Genomic DNA, 22,726 nt, shown 5'->3' on the forward strand with positions numbered 1-22,726 from the left:
AAAAGAACACAGAAAAAACCGGATTCACGTTCATTTTTATCATTTCATCCTTTGACATTCTTTCTATCATCTTCGGACTTCTTTATTGTCACCCTCGGACTTCTTTTTTTCCGTCATCCTCGGGCAAACGAAGCGCGACCCGGGGATCCATTGGATTCCCTGCTTTTCTCCATGGATGCCACATCGAGTGCGGCATGACTTCCCGCTATTCCCGATTACCCATTACCTACTACCCTTCCCCTTTTTCCTTCTCACGTTTGTCATCCTCGGGCAAGCGAAGCGCGACCCGGGGATCCATTGGATTCCCTGCTTTTCTCCATGGATGCCGCATCGAGTGCGGCATGACTTTGGAGGAAGTTGGTTGCCGGATCACCTCGTGCAAGCAACTTGAATCAATCAGCTTTCACGTATAGCCCTATAACTCTATCAGCTCTTTTGTGAAACGCTGGAATGGAGCAACGCCGCTTTTACCCATAACCACAGTATCTTCGATGCGAACTCCGAATTTTTCCGGCAGGTAAATTCCCGGTTCGATCGTAAACACCGAACCGGACAATAAATAATCCTCCGATGTCTTTCCGAGCCTTGGCTTTTCATGCACCTCCACCCCTACACCGTGGCCGAGACCATGCCCGAAGAATTCACCGTAACCGCTTTTATCGATGTAACTACGCACCAGCGCATCGAGTTCCTTAGCGGGCATTCCTGGTCGCGCCGCCTCGATTCCGAGTTGCTGAGCCTCTCGTGTTATCTCATAGATCTTACGTGCTTCATCAGGGATCCGCCCAAAAGCGACGGTCCTTGTCTGGTCGGACGCGTAACCATTACAGACACAGCCCATATCGATAACAATCAGGTTTCCCGGACTGAATGTTTTTTTTGCAGGCTTTGCATGCGGCAACGCTGAACGGATGCCGGAAGCTACGATAGGATCGAAAGAGTCTTTTTCGGCACCGTAGCGCTTATGACGATAGGAAATTTCAGCTGCTATCTCGGCTTCCGTTGCTTCGGTAGATATCAGAGGCAAAATTTCTTCGAAAACCTTTTCACTGATTGCCGCCGCCTGTTTCATCCATGCAATTTCCAGCTCGTTTTTGAGCTCCCGGAACTCGTCAAAAAAACCATGCACGGGCACTATGTCGACCCCCTTTAACTTCTCTCCGAGTTGTCCGGCATCATACACCGTCACCTGCTCAGCCTGAATACCCAGCTTTTTTCCCTGCAGATATCCTCCATCAACGAAAGTATCGACGAAGCTGTTTTGGATAATGACCGACTCCATAGAGTCCACCTCATGCTTCACCTGTTCACCATAGCGAAAATCTGTAAACAATGCGCTGTGATGACGATTAAGCAATACTCTTGCATTGGAACCGCTGAACCCTGTCAACCATCTGATCACATGCAGATCAGACACCATAAAGGTATCAACCCCTAACCGAAACATTTTCCGAAAAAGTGACTCAAGCTCTTGAGACATACTGTGTTAACCCCATTTTACTGATTTAATTATTCATTCTTATCGTTGCCATTCTTATTTTAATTTATACTTTTAACCTTAACCGAGCGATTGTCGACCGCCCTGACAAACAGGGGGATAGTTCGCTGTACTGAAGCAGATTCACCATGGTCTGCATATTCAAGCTTGCCGGGGATTAAAAAGAGAGGGCTTTCAATGTTCGCTTCACCCGGAAGGAGAGAAACAATCGCATGAAAAACATAGTGATACTGAACACGTGCAAAAATGTTCAGTACAAGATTTAAGTTTTTTCTTCTTTTTGTTAAAGCTTTATTCTATGCAGTATAAGGAGTTACTTTACAAGCTGCTCGCAGATTGCGACCTTTCACGCAAAGAAATGGAAGGTTGCATAGCAAAAATCATACAGGGCGAGTTTCCGGACAGCGTTATAGCGGCCTTTCTCGTTTTACTCCAAAAAAAGGGAATAACTGCTGAAGAAGTCATCGGTGCTTATAGTTCCCTTATTTCCAGGGTACTGCCCGTTCATCTTGATGAAAATGCTGTCGACACCTGTGGCACAGGAGGAGACCAAGCAGGGACATTCAATCTCTCTACCGCTGCTGCAATAATCGCAAACGGTACGGGGGTCCGTATAGCCAAACATGGAAACCGCTCCGTCACGAGCCATTGTGGAAGCGCTGATGTCCTCGAAACACTGGGGTATAACATAGACTTACCACCGAAAGGTACCGAAGAGCTTTTTCATGAAACCGGTTTCGCCTTTCTTTTTGCCCCGCTGTATCACCCTTCGATGAAAGCGGTAGCGCATGTACGTAAGGAACTGGGCATAAAAACCATTTTCAACATGCTCGGCCCCCTGGTTAATCCCGCCCGGGCAAACCGGCAGGTTGTCGGCGTTTTCGATATGGATATCATGGACATCTACGTACAAACCTTGAAAGCGACAGGCTGCCGTCATGCACTGGTTGTCCATGGAGAAACCGAAACAGGGGCAGGACTTGACGAGCCAAGCGTATGCGGCCCGACACGTATTACAGAACTTCACGAAGGAGAAATATTTTATCACGAAGTTCTGCCTGAAACATTCGGTCTTTCCCGATGGAACATTGCAGATTTAAAAGGGGGCGACAAAAAACATAATGCCGAGATTATTCTGAAAATTCTTGACGGAAGCGCTACGGAAGCCCAGACAGAAGCTGCACTCTACAGTGCGGCAATGGCATGTTATGTCTCCGGCACTGCCAGCTGTATCGATGACGGTTTAATGAAAACCAGAAACTGCCTGGAAAGCGGAAAAGCAGCTGCGCAGTTTTCACGTATTCTTTCCCTTAATAGTGAAATTGCCGACAAATACCGCACATCGCATAAGTAAATGCTTACATTTCTGCAGAAAAACTCGTATTATTGTTGCTTTGTTTCATGAACCAGTAAACCATGAACGGACGTAACGCCGGTAATACCGAGCTGAAGCAGAACCTGCAGGCTCAATTACTCTCTTCCGGAGTAGGCGCAGCCAGGGAAAAAGCAATACAGCGGGCCCTCAACAATGTCAACAAGCCAGGTTTCAAACTGGAGCCCTCTGCAATATTGCCCCTTATGAAGCCAGTCACATGGTTTCCTCCCATGTGGGCTTTTGCCTGTGGTGTAGTGTCTACAGGCGAAGATATCGCATCCAACTGGTCCATCCTGCTTCGAGGCGTCATCCTTGCAGGTCCCTTGATGTGCGCCATGTCTCAGACCATGAATGACTACTTCGACCGTGAAGTGGATGCAATCAATGAACCCGATCGGCCTATTCCGGCAGGAAAAATATCAAAGCAGGCAAGCTGGATTATCACGTTTACACTTATCATGACGGGATTTCTCGTCGCCTGGTCGATCCATCCTTATGTCATGGCAATCGCCTTTGTCGGGGTACTCATGTCCCACGCTTACTCGGGCCCGCCAATACGAGCGAAAAGAAACGGATGGTTCGGCAATCTCATCGTCGGTCTCGCCTATGAAGGCGTAGCCTGGCTTACTGGCAGTTTTGCAATCACCCAGGGAGTACCATCTTCAGAATCAATCGCGCTGGCAATAATATTTTCCATCGGTGCCCATGGCATCATGACACTTAACGACTTTAAATCCGTAGTGGGAGATAACATCAGAAAGGTAGCCTCGATCCCTGTTCAACTCGGCGAGAAAAAAGCTGCCATACTCGCATCCGTGATCATGGACATCGCACAGCTGGTCGCTATAGGGATCCTGCTTGCAAAATCGGCATATCTCATGTCGGGTATAGCGATACTTCTGCTTGCATTCCAGCTCCCGATGCAAAAGACACTTATCGATAATCCAAAGGAGAAGGCAGTGTGGTACAACGCTTTCGGCACACTGCTGTATGTCCTTTCAATGATGGTTTGCGCTATTGGTATAAGGCCGTAATTTCGCCCCTTGCTTTTTTACTTTGAAAAAGAATTGCTATATTCGCAATCATTTTCACAACGAGAACAGAACGCAATTATGTCCAAAGTTTGTAAACTGACAGGAAAAAGGCCCAAGTACGGAAATACAGTATCACACGCCAATAACCATCGCCGCAAGCGTTTCGAGCCAAACCTTCATACCAAACGCATCTGGCTTGAAGAGGAAAAACGTTGGGTCAAAGTTCGCCTTTCCGCAAAGGCAATGAAAATCATGTCGAAAACCGGAACCGCAGAACTCGCTAAGTTACTCAAATAATTTCCGGTAAACGCTTTCTTACTTTTCCTGAGCTCAACCAATCACATGGTTGAGCTTTTTTGTCTTTACCCTATTGCCGGTTTCCGGCACCTTTCCAACAGACCAACAAACCCACAACATGGTACTGATAGCACAATGCCGAAAAAAGTAATCATCTACACTGACGGTGCATGCAGTGGAAACCCCGGAAAAGGTGGTTGGGGAGCATTGCTCATGTTTGGCGATGTCCGACGGGAAATTTCCGGATTCTCCCCTTCAACGACAAACAACAGAATGGAGCTGATGGCTGCCATCAAAGCCCTTGAAGCATTAAAGGAACCATGTGATGTCGGCCTCTATAGTGATTCAAGCTACCTCGTCAATGCAATCAATCAGCAGTGGCTGAAAAAATGGACAACAAACAACTGGAGAACATCGGCAAAAAAACCGGTTGAAAATATAGACCTTTGGAAAAGAATCCTGGAGTTGATTAGATTACATAACGTTACTTTTCACAAGGTTAAAGGCCACAGCGACAATGAGTTCAATAACCGCTGTGACTTTCTTGCCAGACAAGCGATTCAGAACAATAGTTAAAGTTCGAATGGAAAACCAACCAGAACAGTCAGACCAGCAGATCGGAGGTGAAAAAAAGAAAAAAAAGCCAAGCCTTCTATTGATCACCCTGGTTATAGGCACTATCGGGCTTATCGCCCAGCTATTATGGGTCAACTGGCCGAAACCAGTAACCGACCCCGAATCGCTGAACGCTGAGCTGGTTGCAGTAATCGACCGTTTACCAGGAACTTCCGACGCATTGATCTATGCCGGGTTGAAAGACATCAAACAGAGCCCTTTTTGGCAGGAAGTCATGCCCGACTCGCTCAAAGAGATGAACTGGCTGCAAACAGACAAGGCATTACGACAGGTCGTTGATGAAACCGGTTTTGTTCCCGCCCGCGATCTGGATACCCTCCTTATAGCTTTTCAACAGCAGAACACCAAAAAACAGAAGTACCTCGGTATTCTGTGGGGAGCATTCGAAGACAAGCTGACGACAGGGTATCTCAAAGAGAAAAGCATTGAAACCAAGCAGTACGGCAGTGAAGAATGTTACGCTCTTTCCGATACACTTTGGGTATGTCGACCGGGAACCCGACAAGTTATCCTGGCTAACAGCGAGCAATTGCTGAGAGGTTTTCTCGAGCCCGAAAAAAATTTTCTCGATCGCGACCAGACAACCGCAAAGCTTATCGACAAGGCAATTTACAAGTCACATTTCTGGTTCACCCTGTCTTCAACAAACTGGACATTAGGAGCATTACAGAGCCTGACATCCGGTAACAAGGACATGAAAACCCTGGGTAACCTCAACCGCATCAAACAGCTGGCGCTGTCCCTGAAATTTGATGATGGCGTTGAAGGACACACCGAATGGATCTACCAGAACAAAACTTCCGCTTATTTTGCATCGACATTCCTGTGGGGCGCGATCAAGCTTTCAAGCAGTTCCGGAACAAGGACCGCCGAACCGGCAAAGGCATTTCTCAAAGAACTTGATGTGATGCAGAACCTTGAATCGGTCATCGTAAAAACCGATTTGCCACTGAGCTTCTTCAAGCCCGAAATGGAAAACGGAGAAAATCAGTAGACGAGTGACGAGTACTAAAGAAAAGATAAAAAAGTCATCCTCGGGCAAGCGAAGCGCGACCCGGGGATCCATCTTTCAATGAACGTCGCCATGGATGCCGCATCAAGTGCGCAGGACTTCCCACCATTCCCTACTCCCTATTACCTATTTACCTACTACCCGTTACCTTTCCTCCTGAAAATCAAGTACTTCCCCTTCCAGGCCACCTCGAGCTCTGCAGACAGATCGATTTTACGCCCCGGTTGAGTTTCGAGAAGATCGACAAGCTGCTGCAGTATCCGCGATGAGGGTTCACGTCCGTAATCCTGTAAAGCCCGCTTCAAGAGCTCCTTTCTTTCGAAAACCGTCAACCGCAAGAGTGAAGACACCAACAGCCGGTGGTCGGTCAGGACAAGCCCTTCATCATCCTGGGCAAGTCGTTCAAAATGCAGTTCAAGAAACTCCTCCAGTTCGGCAGCCTGATCCGAAATCCTTTGCAATGAAGGAAGCAGTTTGTTTTCAAAACGCTCCTCTATAAGAGGAATAACCTTGTGGCGAATGAAGTTACGATCCGGTTCAACCCCGAGGTTGCTTGCATCCGTCCGGTAATCAATCTTTTTTTCCACGATGTACCCGAGGATATCCGCCTTCTGCATCAACAGCAACGGGCGAATGATATGGCCATGAAACGCACGAATTCCACGTAAACCGGGAATTGACGTTCCCCGGAAAAGGTTAAACAAGATGGTTTCCGCATTATCACTTACATGATGTCCTGTGGCGATCTTGTCGAAACCGTGTTGTTCGATCAGTTCATGAAAATAACTATAACGCTCTATTCTTGCCGTTTCCTCTATCGATCGCTTCCATTCATGAGCATCCTTTCGTGTATCGAAATGCCGAACGTGACACGCAAGGCCAAGTTTTTCAGCCTCTTGGCGAACATGCTCTTCATCGAGCAGACTACTCCGCCCCCTTAACTGGAAATTACAGTGCGCAACGCTGACCTTGCAGTGCAAAACCGGCCTGACCGCACAAAGAAGATGGAGCAAAGCCATGGAATCAGGGCCTCCTGAAACTGCAGCCAGAACATGTTCTCCTGCAAGAACAAGGTTGCGAACAATCAGCTGCTCAAGAAATTTACGCTCGACATTATTGAGCTCACGAGGCATAGTGCAGTTTTTCTTTTTTATGAAACAGATTCTGTAATGTATTGTATTTTATCCCACAACAAACAAAATGCTCCTTTCATCTCGACAATCGAAAAACAACAAGGCAAATAACTATTTCAATAACGTAACACTCTCTCAACATGCCATCCCGTTACGGCCGCAGCACAATCGCCAAGACATTTCTCATCTGTGCCCTACTTGCCGCCGGAGGGCTGTTATCCTCTGGAGTCGTAAAAATCCTGCTGCTTGCAGCTGCCTCAGGATTTTTCTTGTTCACACTCTACTTCTTTCGGGATCCTTCACGCATTGCCCCTGCAGAGCCGAATGCAATCCTTGCACCTGCTGACGGCAGGGTACTCTTGATAAAAAAGGTTTCGCACCCTTTTACCGGAACGGATTCAACACTTGTTAGCATCTTCATGTCGCTTTTCAACGTCCATGTCAACAGAATCCCTTTCAGTGGCCGAATCGAACATCTTTGTTATCACAAAGGAAAATTTCTCATGGCATTCGATCATGACAGCATGAACAACAATGAACGAATGGAGATTGGTCTGCAAAACAGCGGCTTTCCGGTCTTTTTCACACAAGTCGCCGGATTCGTTGCCCGAAGAATCGTCTGTAACCTCACAATAGGAGAACACGTTGAAGCCGGGAACAGATTTGGCATGATTAAATTCGGCTCCCGCCTTGACATCATTCTCCCCGATAACGCCCGAATTGTTGTTTCGGAAGGAGAGAAAACTCTTGCGGGAAAAACAGTTATCGCAATGCGCAACACATAACCATATCACTATATAGGCCAAAAAACAAAAAACCTTGTTTAAAGCACGGGTATTGGTTATATATTTACATTCAAGCGGACAATATTCAGGTTCCGCACTGTGACATAAATTATCAGGAGACACAACCATGTTTTTATTCGGGTTACCAGGTGGTTCCGAACTCATCTTAATTTTCTTGGTGATACTTCTGCTTTTCGGAGCCAAAAAGCTCCCGGAACTCGCAAGAGGGCTTGGCCAAAGCATGAAAGAGTTCAGGAAAGCACAAACAGAGATAGAAGATGAATTCACCAAAGCAGTGGATGATAAACCCTCTCAAAAAAAGGACTCTTCTTCCGGCAACGGTTGACCGGGACAGTCCGGGAATGACATATTTCCGGACTTGCCTCATCTGTCCCGGACTACGTTCCACATACCCAACCTACAACAAGTAAATAAGTGCCGTTATGCGGTTTTTTTTTATCCTTTTCCTAACTACGCTTTTTTTATCGTCTTGCAAAACAAACAACGATACAATATCACTTAACGGTACATCGATAATTGTTGAAAACAAAACACTCCCGGTTATAAACGAAATTCTTTTCGCTCCAGTCCAGCAAAAAGATGACGGTCTCGAGGATCAGCCGGATTTCGTGGAAATCTACAACCCCGGCAAAGAAACCGTCAATCTTCATGGCTGGTATTTCCAGGACTGTCCAACCTCGAGCGGTAAACGATATACCTACCATTTTGCGGAAGATCCTTCGGCTGACAACCTCCTTGCCCCAGGGCAATACGGCATCATAGTGCCGGAAGAAAGCCTGGATCGTGAAGCCTCACGGCTAGTTCGGTTTTACGACTACCTTTCTCATGACCCCTCCGTAAGAATTTTCATTGTCCAGCGCAAAACGTTTTCTCTCAATAACGACATGGATTGCGTCACCCTGAAAGACGTCAATGGAACAGTGATCGATTCTGTTTCGTACAACAGTGTATGGCATAATCCTTATGTAAAAAACACTAAAGGCCGTTCTCTGGAAAAATTCAATGACCGGTTGTCATCAAACTCACCTGAAAGCTGGTCCTCCTCGATGGACGGTGAATACGCAGCCACTCCCGGCAGAAAAAACAGTATCTACCTGTCAACTGACCGGCTTGGCCAAAAACCGTCATTGTCAATGGATCCGAAAACATTTTCCCCCGACCTCGACGGTAATGGGGAAAAAGCAATCATACGCTACAAGCTTCCCGTCGGAGCCTATCAGGTTACAGCCGTCATCTATGACAGCGACGGCAAATCGACAAGGAACCTGGCCGAGGGCCTCCCCTCTGGACCAGAGGGAAGTTTCGAATGGAACGGCCTTTGCGACGACGGCACTGCAGCACTTTCCGGTCTTTACCTGATCAGGGTTACGATCGCCGGCAGTGCATTCAGCGGTATGGTCGAGCTTGAAGACCAAATGGCGCTTGTCAGATGATAAAGCTTGTTATTCATGTCACCGAAGCTTTATCTTTTGACTATGCTTACCAACCTTTACATCAAGAATTTCGCTCTGATCGAAGAACTCTCCATCGAGTTTTCCAAAGGACTGACCATCATTACCGGTGAAACAGGTGCCGGTAAATCGATTCTCATAGGAGCTTTGAATCAGGTTCTCGGCATCAGAGCCAACAGCGACCTCGTCCGTTCGGGATCAAGCAAAGCGATTATAGAGGCGGTCATGATCCCCGAAAGCCCTCACAGGCTGTCTCCTATTCTCGACGAGGCGGAAATCGACCATGGTGATGAGATTCTCCTGCGCCGGGAAATTTCAGCAAAAGGACAATCACGATGTTTTATCAATGATTCTCCCTGCACCCTGCAGGTCCTTAAGCGGGTGGGAGATCTTCTCATCGATCTTCACGGCCAGCACGAACACCAGTTCCTCCTCCACCCCGAAACACATGCTTCGATGCTGGACGGATTCGGACAGTTTGCAGATCGCGTCGAATCATATCAAAAAGTTTACGCGCACCTGAAACAGCGAAGAAAAGAACTCGAACGACTTGTTGCCGACACAGACCGGATACAGGAAAAACGCGATTTGCTCGAGTACCAGCTCAAAGAACTCGAGTCGCTCGGTCTCAAAAAAGGTGAAAGTGCCGAACTTGAAGAGGAAATCACGTTGCACGAAAATTCCGAAACGCGTTTCAGTTTGTGTGCGGCGATCAACGAACAGCTCTACGATACGGAACGCTCGGCTTTTGTCCAGCTCTCTGAAGCCGTTCAGCAACTCGGCAGTCTGGCGGCAATAGATAAAAGCTTTTACGCACACCTCGAAGATGCAGAAAGCGCAAAAAGCCTCGTCGAAGAACTCAGTCGGGCCGTCCGGAACTATTCTGAAAGTATCGAGTTCAACCCAGAGCATCTCGAAGTGCTCAGGGAACGTCAGATGCAGTTGCAACGTGCAATGAAAAAGTACGGGAAAACCATTGAAGAACTTATCGATCTCAAGGAAAACATCATTGAAGAACTTTCCCTGGAAAGCAACCTTTCCGAAAGGAATGAACACATTTGCGAAGAAATAGCATCTCTCGGAAAAGAGCTGTCAGAGATTGCGGCAGCAATATCTTCGGAGCGTCAAAAAACGGCGAAACATCTGGAAAAAGCCATAGTGAGAGAGCTTCGAAAGCTCGGAATTCCCCACGGCGTGTTCAGCGTCAGCATTGGTCAGGATGTCTCGGAAAATGGAGATATATCCATTGGAGAAAAACGTTATACAGCTTATGACAATGGTTATGACCGTATCGAATTTCTTCTTTCCACCAATATCGGTGAATTCCCGAAACCACTTGCAAGAATTGCTTCAGGAGGAGAAATCTCAAGGGTCATGCTTGCCATGAAAAGCGTTCTTGCCGAAAACACTGAACTTCCCATTCTTATTTTCGATGAAATCGATACCGGAATAAGCGGAAAGGTAGCCGATGCAGTCGGCAGGAGCCTCAGGAACCTTTCAAGAAAGCATCAGATCATTTCGATTACCCATCTTGCACAGATAGCCGCAATGGCAGACAGTCACCTTTCAGTTGAAAAAACTGTAGAGAACGAGCGCACCCGGACGAAAGTCAGACCCCTCAACGGTGCACAACATGTCGAGGCGGTCGCGAATCTTCTAAGCGGCAGACAACGATCCGAATCCTCCCTGCGTGCAGCCGAGGAACTCATCGAACATGCAAAAAAAAACGGGCAGGACTAAAAAACCCAGAGCATACGACAGACATCTACGGCCTTTTCAAAGCATAATACTCTCCGGTTGCTCCGCTGTTCAACAAACAGTTTACGGAAGCTGCTCTACCTGCTCCACACACGGCAACGGCTGCAGTGAGCAAATTAAAAGTGGTGCCCTGTAGCAAAAAAGATAAGTTTCCCTTATACTTACTACCAATCATGGATATCATGCCGGACTTGCAGAAGTCTTTCAACGCAGTTTAGATCGTTTATGTCAAAAAGAAAAATCACCGGTTCCGCAGTTGCCCTGGTAACACCGTTCAAGCAAGATTTGTCGGTCGACAAAGAAGCGCTGCGTCGGCTCGTACAGTTTCATATTGCCGCGGGAACGGATATTGTCATTCCATGCGGAACAACCGGAGAATCTCCGACTCTTACCGCAGGCGAACAAACCGAAATAATCGAGATCGTCCGTGAAGAAGCCGGAAACAAAATCCTTGTTGCTGCAGGAGCGGGAACCAATGCCACGGACAATGCGGTAACGCTGGCAAAAAACGCGGAAAAAGCTGGAGCACAGGCGCTGCTCTCGGTTGCCCCGTACTATAACAAACCTTCACAGGAAGGCTTTTATCAGCACTACAGCCACATCGCCGCAGCGGTTTCCATACCGATTATCGTCTACAACGTACCAGGAAGAACAGGCAGCAACATGACGGCTCAAACCATTCTCCGTCTGGCGAATGACTTTGAAAATATCGCCGCCGTAAAGGAAGCGTCGGACAATATGAGTCAGATCATCGAACTGCTTGCACTGCGCCCTCAAAGCTTCTCTGTCCTTACCGGAGAAGACCCGCTTATTTTGCCGTTCATGGCCCTTGGGGGAGACGGCGTCATATCGGTCGCGGCAAACCAGGTACCTGGCGAAATAAAGCAGCTTGTCACGCTAATGCGCGAAGGCAATCTCGAGGAAGCAAGAACGATCAACAATAGGCTTCGCAGGCTTTTCAGTCTGAACTTCATCGAAAGTAACCCTGTACCGGTCAAATACAGCCTTTCGCTGATGGGAATGATCGAGGAGATCTACCGCCTGCCACTTGTTGCTCTGCAAGAGGAGAATAAAGAACAGGTCAAGGAAGAACTCAGGAGCCTGGGGCTTGTCAACTGACAGCCCCGAGTTTCCGGACAAAATCGTCAAGTTGCTCTTGCGTGCGCTTCTCGGTCACGGCAACCAGCAATCCTTCATCACCTACAGCACTTAGATCGTAACCGGCAAGAATCCCCTGCTCCAGCATCGTTGTTACAACCCTCTCCGCCGGTACCGGTGTCTTTACCACGAACTCTCTGAAAAACGGCTGCTGATATTTCAACGAATATCCCGGCAGTTCGGCAATCCTGCCGGCAAGATAATGTGATTTCTGCAAGGAATGATCCGCAACCTCCTTGAGCCCTTGCTTACCGAGAAGAGAGAGATACACCACCGCCTGCAAAGCATTGAGAGCCTGATTGGTACAGATATTCGAGGTTGCCTTTTCGCGTCGAATATGCTGCTCCCTCGTCTGCAGAGTAAGAATGAAACCATCTTCCCCATCCTTGTCTCTGGTCATTCCGACAAGCCGTCCCGGTATCTTGCGGACATAGTCTTTCTTGGCGGCAAAAATTCCGAGATACGGACCGCCGAAATTCAATGCGCTGCCAAGAGGCTGCCCTTCGCCGACAGCAATGTCCGCACCGTAATTGCCTGGAGCTTCGAGAATTCCAAGAGAAACCGGGTCTGCCGAAACGATGAAAAGAGCTCCGTTATCGCGGGCAACTGCACCGATACGATCGACGTCCTCGAGGCATCCGTAAAAGTTCGGCTGCTGGACAATGACGGCAGCAACGCCCTCATTGACAGTTTTCTCCAGACTTTCCATATCACAAACGCCATCCGTCAGAACATTTTGAACAACCGCACGGTCACCACCAGCCTCGATGAATGTCCTGAGAACATGCAGGGAATTCGGGTGCAACTTGCCTGCTACAACAGCCTTTGAACGGCCGGTGACAACCATAGCCATAGAAATAGCTTCGGCAAGAGCCGTCGCACCGTCATAAAGTGATGCATTTGCCGTATCCATGCCATAAAGCCGGCAGATCATACTCTGGTACTCATAGATAGCCTGAAGCGTACCCTGGGAAACTTCGGCCTGATAAGGAGTATAGGCGGTATAAAACTCACTGCGTGATGCAATGGTCTTGATTGCAGAAGGGATATAATGGTCATAGGCACCTCCGCCAAGGTAACTGACATGGCTCGCCGTAGAGACATTACTTGCAGCGAGTTTCTCCATAAGGTGCATTACTTCCGGCTCGGTGAGTGCTGCAGGAAGATCGAGCGGCTCTTTCAGACGAAGTTCTTCAGGAATATCCGCAATCAGTTCGTCAAAAGATGCCACGCCTGTTCCTTTAAGCATCTCATCACGGTCGCTGTCCGTATTGGCAATAAATGGCATTGCTCTACTCCCCGACTGTTTTTTTGTACTGCTCGGCCGTCATCAATGCCTCGAGCTGCGCGGGATCATCCACGGTAAGCTCGATCATCCAGCCTTCTTCGTAAGGACTGGTGTTGACGACTTCCGCCGCATCGAGAGCTTCATTTACCGCTTTGATTGAGCCAGCGACCGGCGCAAACAGGTCGGCAACGGTTTTTACGGCCTCGACTGTACCGAAAACCTCATGCTGCTTCAAGGAAGCGCCCACGGGCTTTGTTTCAACAAAAACAACATCACCCAGCTCGGACTGGGCAAAATCGGTTATTCCGACACGAACTGTTCCGTCTTCAAGCACTTTGACCCATTCATGGTCATTGGTATAGCGGAGATCATCTGGGAAATTCATGGCCGTAAGCTGTTTAATTGTTCAGTGAGATTGAAAGTGATCAATTAAAAAACCAAGGTAATATTTTTTTACATCCGGCAAAAGATGGGGAGGCAGCTCACGCTACGCGGAAATCAGTCTCCGGTACTCAGTCGGCAACCGACAAAAAACAGGAAAAACCGTCGCGAGAGTTTCGAGAGCGAGACGAACGGAGCACAGGAACCGGAGTGTACACAGAGTACATGAGGATTCCAAGCACCGCTCAACGAAGCCATCGGAAACCGCAGCAGGTTTTTCAAGACACCCTACAACAGCCGTTGGCGCATCGCTTCGTAGAGCAAAACCCCTGCCGAAACGCTTACATTCAATGACTCGACACACCCGGCCATCGGTATGCGGACAAGACAGTCACACTGTTCACGGCTATGAGGTGTAAGCCCCCCGCCTTCACTCCCCATCAGCAAAACCGAAGGAAGTCTAAAATCAATATCCGTGTAGTTTTTCTCCGCATGCATATCCGCGGCGATAACCTGAAACCCTTTTTCCCGAAACATCTTGAGGCAGGTAACAAGACTTCTCACCTTACATAACCGCATGTGTGAAGCAGCTCCTGCCGACGCCTTGTGCACTGCTGCATTGACGGGGGTACCCTTGCCATCGACCAGTATGACGGCATCGGCTGCAACCGCTTCGGCAGTGCGGATGATAGCCCCGACATTATGTGGATCGTTCAACCCGGGAAGAACAACGATCAAAGGACTGGTATTGCGAGGGTTCTGAAGAATTTCATCGAGTTGATAATAACGTATCGTGCTAATCAGTGCGCAAACCCCCTGATGCTTGCTTGTTCCTGCAATCTCACTGAGTTTTTCAAGGCGTGCTTTACCTGTCGGAATCCTTGAACGCTTGGATGTAATGAGAATTTCTTTGAGCTTGTGATGCCCTGTATTGAACTGCATGTAGATCTTTTCGATCTTTTCAGGGTTCGAAGCGAGCAGCTCGAGCACAGCGTTCCTGCCATAAACGATATCATTCATGAAAATAAACTTCGAAAAAAGTCAATGAAACAAAAGGCTTAAAAAAAGTAAGCCGGTTACAGACGCCGGAATCAAACAGCCGACAACTTTATCATATCGAAATGTAATTAAAATGATGTATATTGATTCTTTGATTATTTTTTCGGTTCGAAGGAGAATCAATCGTTCCGACATACCTGATACAGTTACACGTTAAGTCCAGCCAACAATAACCTGTTTTCTATTTTATTATACAATGAGTCGGATTTATAAGACATTGGAAGGCAATGAAGCACTGGCTTATGTTGCCTATCGTACAAACGAGGTTATCTCAATATATCCTATTACACCGGCCTCGAACATGGGAGAGTATTCAGACGCATGGGCTGCAGAAGGACTCCCGAATGTTTGGGGCACCGTCCCACTGGTAGATGAAATGCAGAGCGAAGCAGGTGCTGCCGCTGCGGTTCATGGCGCTGTCCAGACAGGAGCCTTGACCACAACGTTTACCGCTGCTCAGGGATTGCTTCTCATGATCCCGTCGATGTACAAGATCGCAGGAGAGCTAAGCCCCTGTACCATACACGTCTCTGCACGCTCACTTGCCTGCCAGGCACTTTCCATCTTTGGTGACCATGGCGACGTGATGTCGGTACGCGGAACAGGTTTCGCACTACTCTCGTCATGTTCCGGTCAGGAAGTCATGGATCTTGGATTGATTGCCGAAGCAGCCACGCTCGAGTCACGCGTGCCGTTCCTTCATTTCTTCGACGGTTTCCGTACCTCGCACGAAATCACCAAGATAGAAGTGCTCCCCGATGACCAGATCAAGAGCATGATAGACGACGAATTGGTTATCGCCCATAGAAACCGGCGGATGTCACCCGATGTACCGATCATTCGGGGAACATCGCAGAACCCGGACGTCTACTTCCAGGGCCGTGAAACCGTCAACCCGTTCTACAATGCCTGCCCGGACATTGTAGAAAAAACAATGGACAAATTCGCAGAACTGACCGGACGTCAGTACAAGCTCTACCAATACTACGGTGCACCGGATGCAGATCGGGTCATTATCATGATGGGATCTGGCGCTGAAACCGCACTTGAAACAGTTGAATACATGAACCGCCAAGGCGAAAAAGTCGGCTTGATCAAGGTTCGCCTCTACCGCCCGTTTGATGTGAAACGCTTCCTGGCTGCACTCCCGTCAACCGTAAAATCCATTGCCGCACTTGACCGTATGAAAGAACCGGGCAGTGCCGGAGAACCTCTTTATCTCGACGTTGTCAATGCCATTCACGAAGGTATGGACGAAAACCATCCCGAAGTGATAGGTGGGCGATACGGCCTTTCATCGAAAGAGTTCACGCCCGCCATGGTCAAGGCAATATTCGATAACCTTGCACAGGAAGAGCCGAAAAATCATTTTACCGTCGGCATTACCGACGACGTTACACATACAAGCCTCGATTACGATGAGAACCTCTGTATAGAGGAAGAAAACGTCTTCAGGGCTATGTTCTATGGACTTGGATCGGACGGTACGGTCGGCGCGAACAAAAACACCATCAAGATTATCGGTGAAAACACCGATAACTATGCTCAGGGCTACTTTGTCTACGACTCCAAGAAAGCCGGTTCGATTACCGTGTCGCATCTCAGGTTCGGTCCCGATCCCATAAGATCGACTTACAAGGTATCAACCGCGCATTTTATCGGCTGCCACCACTGGATTTTCCTCGAATCGATCGATCTGGTGAAAAACCTCAAGGAAGGTGGAACACTTTTGGTGAACTCTCACTACTCACCGGAAGAACTCTGGGATCACCTGCCGAAACTCGTCCAGGAGTACCTGATAAACAAAAAAGCGAAACTCTATACGATCGACGCTTACAAAGTGGCTGAAGAAAGCCACATGGGTCAACGTATCAATACGATCATGCAGGCGTGCTTTTTTGCCATCTCCGGTGTACTTCCCCGTGAAGAAGCCATTGACAAGATCAAAGAGTCAATTCGTGAAACCTACGGCAAGAAAGGTGACGATATAGTCAACCAGAACATTCAGGCAGTTGAGAACTCTGTATCAAATCTTCACGAGGTACCTCTCGGGTCGGTTGCCGACAGCAAAAAAGCCATGCGGCCTCCGATTTCGGGTGAAGCTCCTGAGTTTGTCTGCAACACCCTGGCGAAAATCATTTCAGGTGAAGGAGATAACGTACCGGTAAGCCAGATGCCTCCGGACGGCACATTCCCGGTCGGCACATCGAAATTCGAAAAACGCAACCTCGCAGAAAAGGTTCCGGTCTGGGAAAAGGATATTTGTATCCAGTGCGGCAAATGCGCACTGATGTGCCCGCACGGCGTTATCCGCTCCAAGGCATACGACCCGAAATATCTCGAGAACGCCCCTAAGACGTTCAAGTACATCGACGCAAAAGGCAAGAACTGGGATGGTCTGAAGTATACCATCCAGGTAGCAGTCGAAGATTGTACCGGTTGTGAAATCTGTGCCCATATCTGCCCGGCAAGGGACAAGAAAGATCCTGAACGTCACGCCCTGAACATGGATCTCCAGGCCCCGATCCGCGAGGATGAAATCGACAACTGGAACTACTTTATCAACATTCCGGAATTCGACCGGTCCAGGATCAATCCCCGTATCATCAGGGAACAGCAGTTGCAGCAGCCTCTGTTCGAGTTCAATGGAGCCTGTGCCGGCTGCGGTGAGACACCTTACGTAAAGCTCATGACCCAGCTTTACGGTGACAGGCTTGTCCTCGGGAACGCTACAGGCTGTTCGTCCATTTATGGCGGTAATCTGCCGACAACTCCATTCTGTACAACCCCTGACGGCCTCGGACCAACATGGTCGAACTCGCTGTTCGAAGATACAGCCGAGTTTGCCATGGGATTCAGGATTTCGATCAACAAGCAGAAAGAATATGCTGAAGAACTGGTAAAAGAGCTTTCAGCCGAGATAGGGGAAACCCTTTCAACCGAAATCCTCGAAGCCACACAGGAAAACGAACCGGCAATCTTCGAGCAACGTAAAAGGGTAAAAGTTCTGAAAGAAAAACTTGCAGGCATTGACCGCCCCGAAGCGGCGAACCTGCTCGGAGTGGCCGACATGCTGGTCAAGAAAAGCGTCTGGGGTATCGGCGGAGACGGCTGGGCTTACGACATCGGCTACAGCGGAGTCGACCACGTCACTGCAGGCGCAGAAAATGTCAATCTTCTGGTACTCGACACCGAAGTATATTCCAATACAGGTGGTCAGTCATCCAAGGCTACCCCGAAAGCAGCTGTCGCGAAGTTCGCCGCAGCAGGACGTCCTTTGCAGAAAAAAGATCTTGGAATGATCTCCATGACCTACGGCACCGCTTATGTCGCCAGCGTAGCACTTGGTTCGAGGGACGAGCACACGGTAAAAGCATTCCTCGAAGCCGAAGCATATGACGGCCCATCGGTCATCATTGCTTACTCTCACTGCATAGCTCACGGCATAGATATGGCTATCGGCATGGAACACCAGAAAGCCGCCGTTGATTCAGGGCACTGGCTACTTTACCGTTACAACCCGGACAGAAGAAAAGAAGGCAAGAATCCATTGATTCTCGATTCGAAAAAACCGAAAATTCCTGTCGAGCAGTTCCTGAACATGGAAAACCGTTTCCGTATGCTCAAGAAAAGCCATCCTGACCTGGCAAAAGAGTTTTTCGTTGAAATACAGCAAGAGGTCGACGCCCGCTATGCAACATACGAGTACCTCGCTTCAAGAAAATTCGAAAACGATTAATTTCAGGGTTTTACATACCGGGTAAAAAGCAAAAGGGTGCTCGATTTTCTCGATGCACCCTTTTTTTAATTTCCCTATTTCCCATTACCTGTTACCTACTACCCTCTCTTTTACCTTCTCCCTTTTAACTTTTTCCCTTTGGTTCTTGACTTGCATCCTTCTGTCTCAACTGATCTGCTTTATTGAGGTACTCCTCCGCTTTAACAGGCTCTCCCAATGCCCGGTAGATTTCCGCAAGATGTTCGTAAATTTCAGGCTCATTGGGCTCCATGGAAAGCGCTATTTCAATGATTTCACGTGCTTTCTGATAATTACCGGTTTTATAATACAGCCACCCGAGCGTATCGAGGAAAACCGGATTTTCGGGCTCTGTATCGACAGCTTGCTTCGCATATTGCATCGCCTCATCGAGATTTTCCTCTCTTTCGGCATAGAGATAAGCCAGATTGTTCAAAGCCAATGCATTTTCCGGATCGATCCCAAGAACATCATTGTACGCTTCGATGCTTTTTTCCGGTTTTTTCAACTTATCATAAGCCATTGCGCGGGTAATGTGTGCTTGAACAAGCAGCCATGAAGGAGTTTCCTGCTTCTCATAGTTACGGGCTTTCTCGAGCACCCTCGCCGATTTCAGATAGGAACCGGACCGGAAAAGTGCATACCCGTCAAAAACCTCGAGACGCAGTGACGAGCGCCCGGCACGCTTCTTTGCCTGTGAAACAGTATCAGAAACATTGTGATATCGTTCCTGAAGCATATATGTCGAGGCAAGTTCCTCCCAGGCAAAAAGATTTTCAGGATTCAGTTCAAGAGCTTTTTGAAAATCCTCTTGTGCCTGATCGTACTTTCCCTGAACACGCAGAGACATCCCCCTCAGAACATAAACAGAAGGCTCACCTGTCTGAAATGCCGCCAGTTCATCCACCATCGTGTGAACATGCTCACTATAGGATGGTTCGTTTTCCGCCCTGAGCATGAATAGTTTCACCGCTTCTATTTTCTTCGAAAACTCAATTTCATCGACAGCATAAAATCTCCTTAACTCCGTCAAAAACAGTTCTCGCTCCCCCTGCTCGATATACGTCTCGAAAAGAGCTATCCAAGCAGGAACAAACGAAGGTGTTTCCGCAATCATTTCCCGGAATATCTGCAGAGCTTTTGCCGGTTTACCGGATTGCAGATAGAGCTCCCCAAGTGTCAGTTGGAGCTTGTCGTTAGAGCCGTTTGCATCCATCATGCTTTCCAGGCTGTGAATCGCCGCACCGTAACGCTTCAGCTTCAGTTCAAGCCATAGCGACTGAACCTGAGCGTTTTCATTAGAGGGGTCGAATTGCAGGATGCGCGCAAAAGTCTCCAACGCTTTTTCATGCTTTTCATCCGCAAGGTATGCATGCGCAAGAAAAAAAAGACTGCGTGTATCCGAAGGTTCGGTTTCCACAAGCTTTTCAAATTGCATGGCGGCATCGGAGAACATCTTCATATCGAAGTAGATTCCTGCAAGCAGGTGCCGGTAATACCTGTTTGAAGCATTATACTCGACGGCCTTTTCCGCATAATGTTTTGCAGAATCCGGTAAAGCCAACGCCACATATGCTTTTGAAAGAGAGAAATGCACCGCTGCATTTTCAGGTTCTGCAGCCAAAATCTTTCGAAACTGCGTAATTGCAGTTTGATAATCACCGCTGACCGTCGAGAGTGATCCTTCGACAAAAAGGTCTCTCGACCGATCGGCAAGGGAATCGTCGGGAGCCTGACTTGTTTTTCCCACAGATGCACTACCCGTACACCCGGTAAAAACGAAACCGGCGAGAAACAGCGAAAGAACAACAAAACGAATAGGTGCATTCATGGTATCAGGCTCGGATAAACGTTGATTCGTAATTCGCAGGAAAATATAGACGGTCTTCTTTTCAACTCGATCTCCGGATCAAGCCTGAAAGATGACCGAAAGAAAAAACTAAACGGATTCTCACATTATTCACGATTGCATTGTCAATAATCCTTGCTACTTGTTCCCGAATAAGGGCCCGTCACCTTGCGAGCCAGGGTAAGAACCGGTGAACTTCAAATAAGCATTTTTCGTCGCCACCCTTCCCCTGGGAGTCCTCGAAATGAACCCTGTCTGGATAAGATACGGCTCATACACTTCCTCGATCGTATCTTGCTCCTCACCAACAGAAACAGCCAGAGAGGATATACCGACTGGACCGCCGTCAAATTTTTCAATCAGGGTCAGCATGATTTTCTTATCCATATCATCGAGACCATCGTCATCGATTTCAAGTGCCGCAAGAGTTTTTCGGGCGATTTCAGTCGAAATGACGGGAGCATCGGCAACCTGGGCGAAGTCACGGGCACGCTTGAGTAGACGATTTGCAATACGGGGAGTTCCTCGAGAACGTCCGGCGATTTCCGCCGCTGCACTCCCCTCGATGGCAACCCCGAGGATTGTTGCAGTTCGGACGATAATCCGTTCAAGAACTTCGGAAGAGTAATAATCCAGGCGGCTGGATATCCCAAAACGGGCTCGGAGAGGAGAGGTCAGCATTCCTGCCCTGGTTGTCGCGCCAACCAGGGTAAACGGTTCGAGCTTCAATTGCACGGCACGTGCCGAGGGACCACTCTCGAGTAGAATATCGATACGAAAATCCTCCATAGCGGAATATAGATACTCTTCGACAGCTGGAGTCAGCCGGTGGATCTCATCGATAAAAAGAACATCCCCTTTGTTAAGACTCGTAAGGATACCGGCAAGGTTCCCGGGTTTATCGAGCAACGGACCGGACGACACTTTTATCCCTCCGCCAAGTTCCGCGGCAATGATATGTGCAAGCGTTGTTTTTCCAAGACCGGGCGGACCGGAAAACAGAACGTGGTCGAGAGCTTCCCCCCTTTTCCTTGCTGCTGCTATAAATATGCGCAGATTCTCTGTAAGACGTGGCTGCCCGGTAAAATCATCGAGCTGGACAGGGCGAATCTGCTCTTCAAATTTTTCCTCCGCAGAATTGGCAGGGGTATTCAACAATTCATCTCGCACGGCAACAACAGAAAAAGGTTTTAAATAACTGATTAAAGCTTGATCCTCGGATCAACGACGGCATAAAGCACATCCGCAATGAGATTACCCATAATAATCAACGTGCCGGATATAAAAGTATTTGCGATGATCAACGGATAATCGCGGGCAAAAATAGCCTCTACCGTTACGCGGCCCATGCCGGGAAAAGCAAAAATAACCTCGATAAACAGTGCCCCACTGAAAATGAACGGCAACGATCCGCCCATCAGGGTAATGACCGGCAAAAGTGCATTGCGAAGAGCATGACGCACGATCACCACTTTTTCGGGCAACCCTTTCGCCCTCGCTGTCCGGATATAATCCTGACGTATCACCTCGAGCATACTGCCTCGAACATAACGGGCGATACCGGCGGCACCGTTAATACTCAATACCGTAACCGGTAGCACGAGATGCCATATCCTGTCCAGCATAAACCTGAACGGGCCATAAGATTCTGCCCCGATTTCGTTAAGACCCGACACCGGAAAAATCGGCAACTTGAGCGCAAAAACAATGATCATCATCAAGGCAAACCAGAACTCGGGCATCGAGTAAAAAAAAAGTGCACCCACCGTCAGGAATCTGTCGAGAAAGCTGTTTTGCTTGACTGCTGAAACAACCCCGATAACGATACCGAGAATAAAGTTTGCTACCAGAGTAAGCAGGGCGATAGTGATGGTAACCGGCAACGCCTGCGCTATAACATCGAAAACAGGCTGCTGCGCACGGCTGAAACTGCGCCCAAAGTCTCCCTGAAGCACACTTCCAAGCCATTTAATATACTGGATAAACACCGGATCATTCAATCCGTACTGTTCACGAATCTGGTCGGCAACTTTAGGACTGATCCCGGGCTGTATAAACATGGCAGCAGGATCACCGGGCGCCAGCCTGATAATGAAAAATGTCAGAGTCAAAACACCGAATACCAGCGGTATGGCAACCAGCAAACGGCGCAATATGTAGACAAGCATCGGTTAGTTGATTCGTGATTCGTAAGAGAAAGCCGTCACGCCACCCCTGTAACAACAACAAATAGT

At 48.3% G+C, this 22,726-nt stretch carries 19 protein-coding genes; 11 read left to right on the forward strand and 8 right to left on the reverse strand.

The features are described from left to right. Window positions 1-415 precede the first annotated feature (415 nt). Window positions 416-1,480, reverse strand: coding sequence for an aminopeptidase P family protein (locus CR164_RS09325; protein WP_110023718.1), 1,065 nt, complete (start codon window positions 1,478-1,480; stop codon window positions 416-418). 316 nt (window positions 1,481-1,796) lie between these two features. On the opposite strand from CR164_RS09325, the gene trpD reads away from it, so the two are divergent. From trpD to CR164_RS09350, 5 genes are all read left to right on the forward strand, one after another. After that, on the forward strand, window positions 1,797-2,852 hold the full coding sequence (gene trpD, locus CR164_RS09330; RefSeq protein WP_110023719.1) for an anthranilate phosphoribosyltransferase: 1,056 nt from the start codon (window positions 1,797-1,799) through the stop codon (window positions 2,850-2,852). Window positions 2,853-2,914: 62 nt separating this feature from the next. Next, window positions 2,915-3,907: a chlorophyll synthase ChlG gene (gene chlG / locus CR164_RS09335; protein ID WP_110023720.1), complete on the forward strand. Its 993-nt coding sequence runs from the start codon at window positions 2,915-2,917 to the stop codon at window positions 3,905-3,907. A gap of 78 nt (window positions 3,908-3,985) precedes the next feature. Continuing rightward, on the forward strand, window positions 3,986-4,204 hold the full coding sequence (rpmB, locus tag CR164_RS09340) for a 50S ribosomal protein L28 (RefSeq protein WP_110023721.1): 219 nt from the start codon (window positions 3,986-3,988) through the stop codon (window positions 4,202-4,204). Window positions 4,205-4,339: 135 nt separating this feature from the next. Next, window positions 4,340-4,780, forward strand: a complete 441-nt coding sequence (rnhA, locus tag CR164_RS09345; protein ID WP_110023823.1) for a ribonuclease HI — start codon at window positions 4,340-4,342, stop codon at window positions 4,778-4,780. A 7-nt stretch (window positions 4,781-4,787) separates the two neighbouring features. Next, on the forward strand, window positions 4,788-5,834 hold the full coding sequence (locus tag CR164_RS09350) for a hypothetical protein (protein WP_110023722.1): 1,047 nt from the start codon (window positions 4,788-4,790) through the stop codon (window positions 5,832-5,834). A 155-nt stretch (window positions 5,835-5,989) separates the two neighbouring features. Here CR164_RS09350 and tilS read toward each other — a convergent pair whose 3' ends face one another. Beyond that, the gene (tilS, locus tag CR164_RS09355; protein ID WP_110023723.1) at window positions 5,990-6,985 is read right to left on the reverse strand and encodes a tRNA lysidine(34) synthetase TilS; all 996 of its coding nucleotides are present in this window, start codon (window positions 6,983-6,985) and stop codon (window positions 5,990-5,992) included. Between the two features lie 140 nt (window positions 6,986-7,125). Here tilS and CR164_RS09360 point away from each other — a divergent pair, with 140 nt between their 5' ends. The 5 genes from CR164_RS09360 to dapA all read left to right on the forward strand — a co-directional run bounded on the left by CR164_RS09360 (window position 7,126) and on the right by dapA (window position 12,119). Continuing rightward, window positions 7,126-7,770, forward strand: coding sequence for a phosphatidylserine decarboxylase (locus tag CR164_RS09360; protein WP_110023724.1), 645 nt, complete (start codon window positions 7,126-7,128; stop codon window positions 7,768-7,770). Window positions 7,771-7,897: 127 nt separating this feature from the next. Beyond that, entirely contained in the window at window positions 7,898-8,116 is a 219-nt protein-coding gene (locus tag CR164_RS09365; RefSeq protein WP_110023725.1) for a Sec-independent protein translocase subunit TatA/TatB, read from the forward strand. A 97-nt stretch (window positions 8,117-8,213) separates the two neighbouring features. After that, entirely contained in the window at window positions 8,214-9,224 is a 1,011-nt protein-coding gene (locus CR164_RS09370; RefSeq protein ID WP_110023726.1) for a lamin tail domain-containing protein, read from the forward strand. A 15-nt stretch (window positions 9,225-9,239) separates the two neighbouring features. Beyond that, window positions 9,240-10,982: a DNA repair protein RecN gene (gene recN, locus CR164_RS09375; protein WP_322113408.1), complete on the forward strand. Its 1,743-nt coding sequence runs from the start codon at window positions 9,240-9,242 to the stop codon at window positions 10,980-10,982. Between the two features lie 243 nt (window positions 10,983-11,225). Then, window positions 11,226-12,119, forward strand: coding sequence for a 4-hydroxy-tetrahydrodipicolinate synthase (dapA, locus tag CR164_RS09380; protein ID WP_110023727.1), 894 nt, complete (start codon window positions 11,226-11,228; stop codon window positions 12,117-12,119). Here the strand turns inward: dapA and gcvPA are convergent. From gcvPA to rlmB, 3 genes are all read right to left on the reverse strand, one after another. After that, window positions 12,112-13,446: an aminomethyl-transferring glycine dehydrogenase subunit GcvPA gene (gene gcvPA / locus CR164_RS09385; RefSeq protein ID WP_110023728.1), complete on the reverse strand. Its 1,335-nt coding sequence runs from the start codon at window positions 13,444-13,446 to the stop codon at window positions 12,112-12,114. The two genes, dapA and gcvPA, sit on opposite strands and share 8 nt — an antisense overlap. Before the next feature lie 4 nt (window positions 13,447-13,450). Then, complete coding sequence (gcvH, locus tag CR164_RS09390; RefSeq protein WP_110023729.1) at window positions 13,451-13,831, reverse strand: glycine cleavage system protein GcvH; 381 nt, start codon at window positions 13,829-13,831, stop codon at window positions 13,451-13,453. Window positions 13,832-14,115: 284 nt separating this feature from the next. Next, complete coding sequence (rlmB, locus tag CR164_RS09395; protein WP_110023730.1) at window positions 14,116-14,847, reverse strand: 23S rRNA (guanosine(2251)-2'-O)-methyltransferase RlmB; 732 nt, start codon at window positions 14,845-14,847, stop codon at window positions 14,116-14,118. 235 nt (window positions 14,848-15,082) lie between these two features. Between rlmB and nifJ the strand changes: the two genes are divergently transcribed. Next, window positions 15,083-18,625 carry a pyruvate:ferredoxin (flavodoxin) oxidoreductase gene (gene nifJ, locus CR164_RS09400; RefSeq protein WP_110023731.1) on the forward strand — a complete coding sequence of 1,181 codons (3,543 nt, stop codon included), beginning with the start codon at window positions 15,083-15,085 and terminating at the stop codon, window positions 18,623-18,625. A 124-nt stretch (window positions 18,626-18,749) separates the two neighbouring features. Here the strand turns inward: nifJ and CR164_RS09405 are convergent, their stop codons facing one another. From CR164_RS09405 to CR164_RS09415, 3 genes are all read right to left on the reverse strand, one after another. Continuing rightward, window positions 18,750-20,474, reverse strand: coding sequence for a tetratricopeptide repeat protein (locus CR164_RS09405; protein ID WP_110023732.1), 1,725 nt, complete (start codon window positions 20,472-20,474; stop codon window positions 18,750-18,752). 156 nt (window positions 20,475-20,630) lie between these two features. Beyond that, window positions 20,631-21,662, reverse strand: a complete 1,032-nt coding sequence (gene ruvB, locus CR164_RS09410; protein ID WP_110023733.1) for a Holliday junction branch migration DNA helicase RuvB — start codon at window positions 21,660-21,662, stop codon at window positions 20,631-20,633. Window positions 21,663-21,694: 32 nt separating this feature from the next. Beyond that, window positions 21,695-22,660, reverse strand: a complete 966-nt coding sequence (locus tag CR164_RS09415) for an ABC transporter permease (RefSeq protein ID WP_110023734.1) — start codon at window positions 22,658-22,660, stop codon at window positions 21,695-21,697. Window positions 22,661-22,726 lie beyond the last annotated feature (66 nt).

The organism is Prosthecochloris marina (assembly GCF_003182595.1).
In the GTDB taxonomy this organism is placed as follows: Bacteria; Bacteroidota; Chlorobiia; order Chlorobiales; family Chlorobiaceae; genus Prosthecochloris; species Prosthecochloris marina.

Bases quoted from the DNA above. Each gene is read 5' to 3' on its own strand.
- CR164_RS09325 (WP_110023718.1), bottom strand. From the start codon at position 1,480: ATGTCTCAAGAGCTTGAGTCACTTTTTCGGAAAATGTTTCGGTTAGGG.
- trpD (WP_110023719.1), top strand. From the start codon at position 1,797: ATGCAGTATAAGGAGTTACTTTACAAGCTGCTCGCAGATTGCGACCTT.
- chlG (WP_110023720.1), top strand. From the start codon at position 2,915: ATGAACGGACGTAACGCCGGTAATACCGAGCTGAAGCAGAACCTGCAG.
- rpmB (WP_110023721.1), top strand. From the start codon at position 3,986: ATGTCCAAAGTTTGTAAACTGACAGGAAAAAGGCCCAAGTACGGAAAT.
- rnhA (WP_110023823.1), top strand. From the start codon at position 4,340: ATGCCGAAAAAAGTAATCATCTACACTGACGGTGCATGCAGTGGAAAC.
- CR164_RS09350 (WP_110023722.1), top strand. From the start codon at position 4,788: ATGGAAAACCAACCAGAACAGTCAGACCAGCAGATCGGAGGTGAAAAA.
- tilS (WP_110023723.1), bottom strand. From the start codon at position 6,985: ATGCCTCGTGAGCTCAATAATGTCGAGCGTAAATTTCTTGAGCAGCTG.
- CR164_RS09360 (WP_110023724.1), top strand. From the start codon at position 7,126: ATGCCATCCCGTTACGGCCGCAGCACAATCGCCAAGACATTTCTCATC.
- CR164_RS09365 (WP_110023725.1), top strand. From the start codon at position 7,898: ATGTTTTTATTCGGGTTACCAGGTGGTTCCGAACTCATCTTAATTTTC.
- CR164_RS09370 (WP_110023726.1), top strand. From the start codon at position 8,214: ATGCGGTTTTTTTTTATCCTTTTCCTAACTACGCTTTTTTTATCGTCT.
- recN (WP_322113408.1), top strand. From the start codon at position 9,240: ATGTCACCGAAGCTTTATCTTTTGACTATGCTTACCAACCTTTACATC.
- dapA (WP_110023727.1), top strand. From the start codon at position 11,226: ATGTCAAAAAGAAAAATCACCGGTTCCGCAGTTGCCCTGGTAACACCG.
- gcvPA (WP_110023728.1), bottom strand. From the start codon at position 13,446: ATGCCATTTATTGCCAATACGGACAGCGACCGTGATGAGATGCTTAAA.
- gcvH (WP_110023729.1), bottom strand. From the start codon at position 13,831: ATGAATTTCCCAGATGATCTCCGCTATACCAATGACCATGAATGGGTC.
- rlmB (WP_110023730.1), bottom strand. From the start codon at position 14,847: ATGAATGATATCGTTTATGGCAGGAACGCTGTGCTCGAGCTGCTCGCT.
- nifJ (WP_110023731.1), top strand. From the start codon at position 15,083: ATGAGTCGGATTTATAAGACATTGGAAGGCAATGAAGCACTGGCTTAT.
- CR164_RS09405 (WP_110023732.1), bottom strand. From the start codon at position 20,474: ATGAATGCACCTATTCGTTTTGTTGTTCTTTCGCTGTTTCTCGCCGGT.
- CR164_RS09415 (WP_110023734.1), bottom strand. From the start codon at position 22,660: ATGCTTGTCTACATATTGCGCCGTTTGCTGGTTGCCATACCGCTGGTA.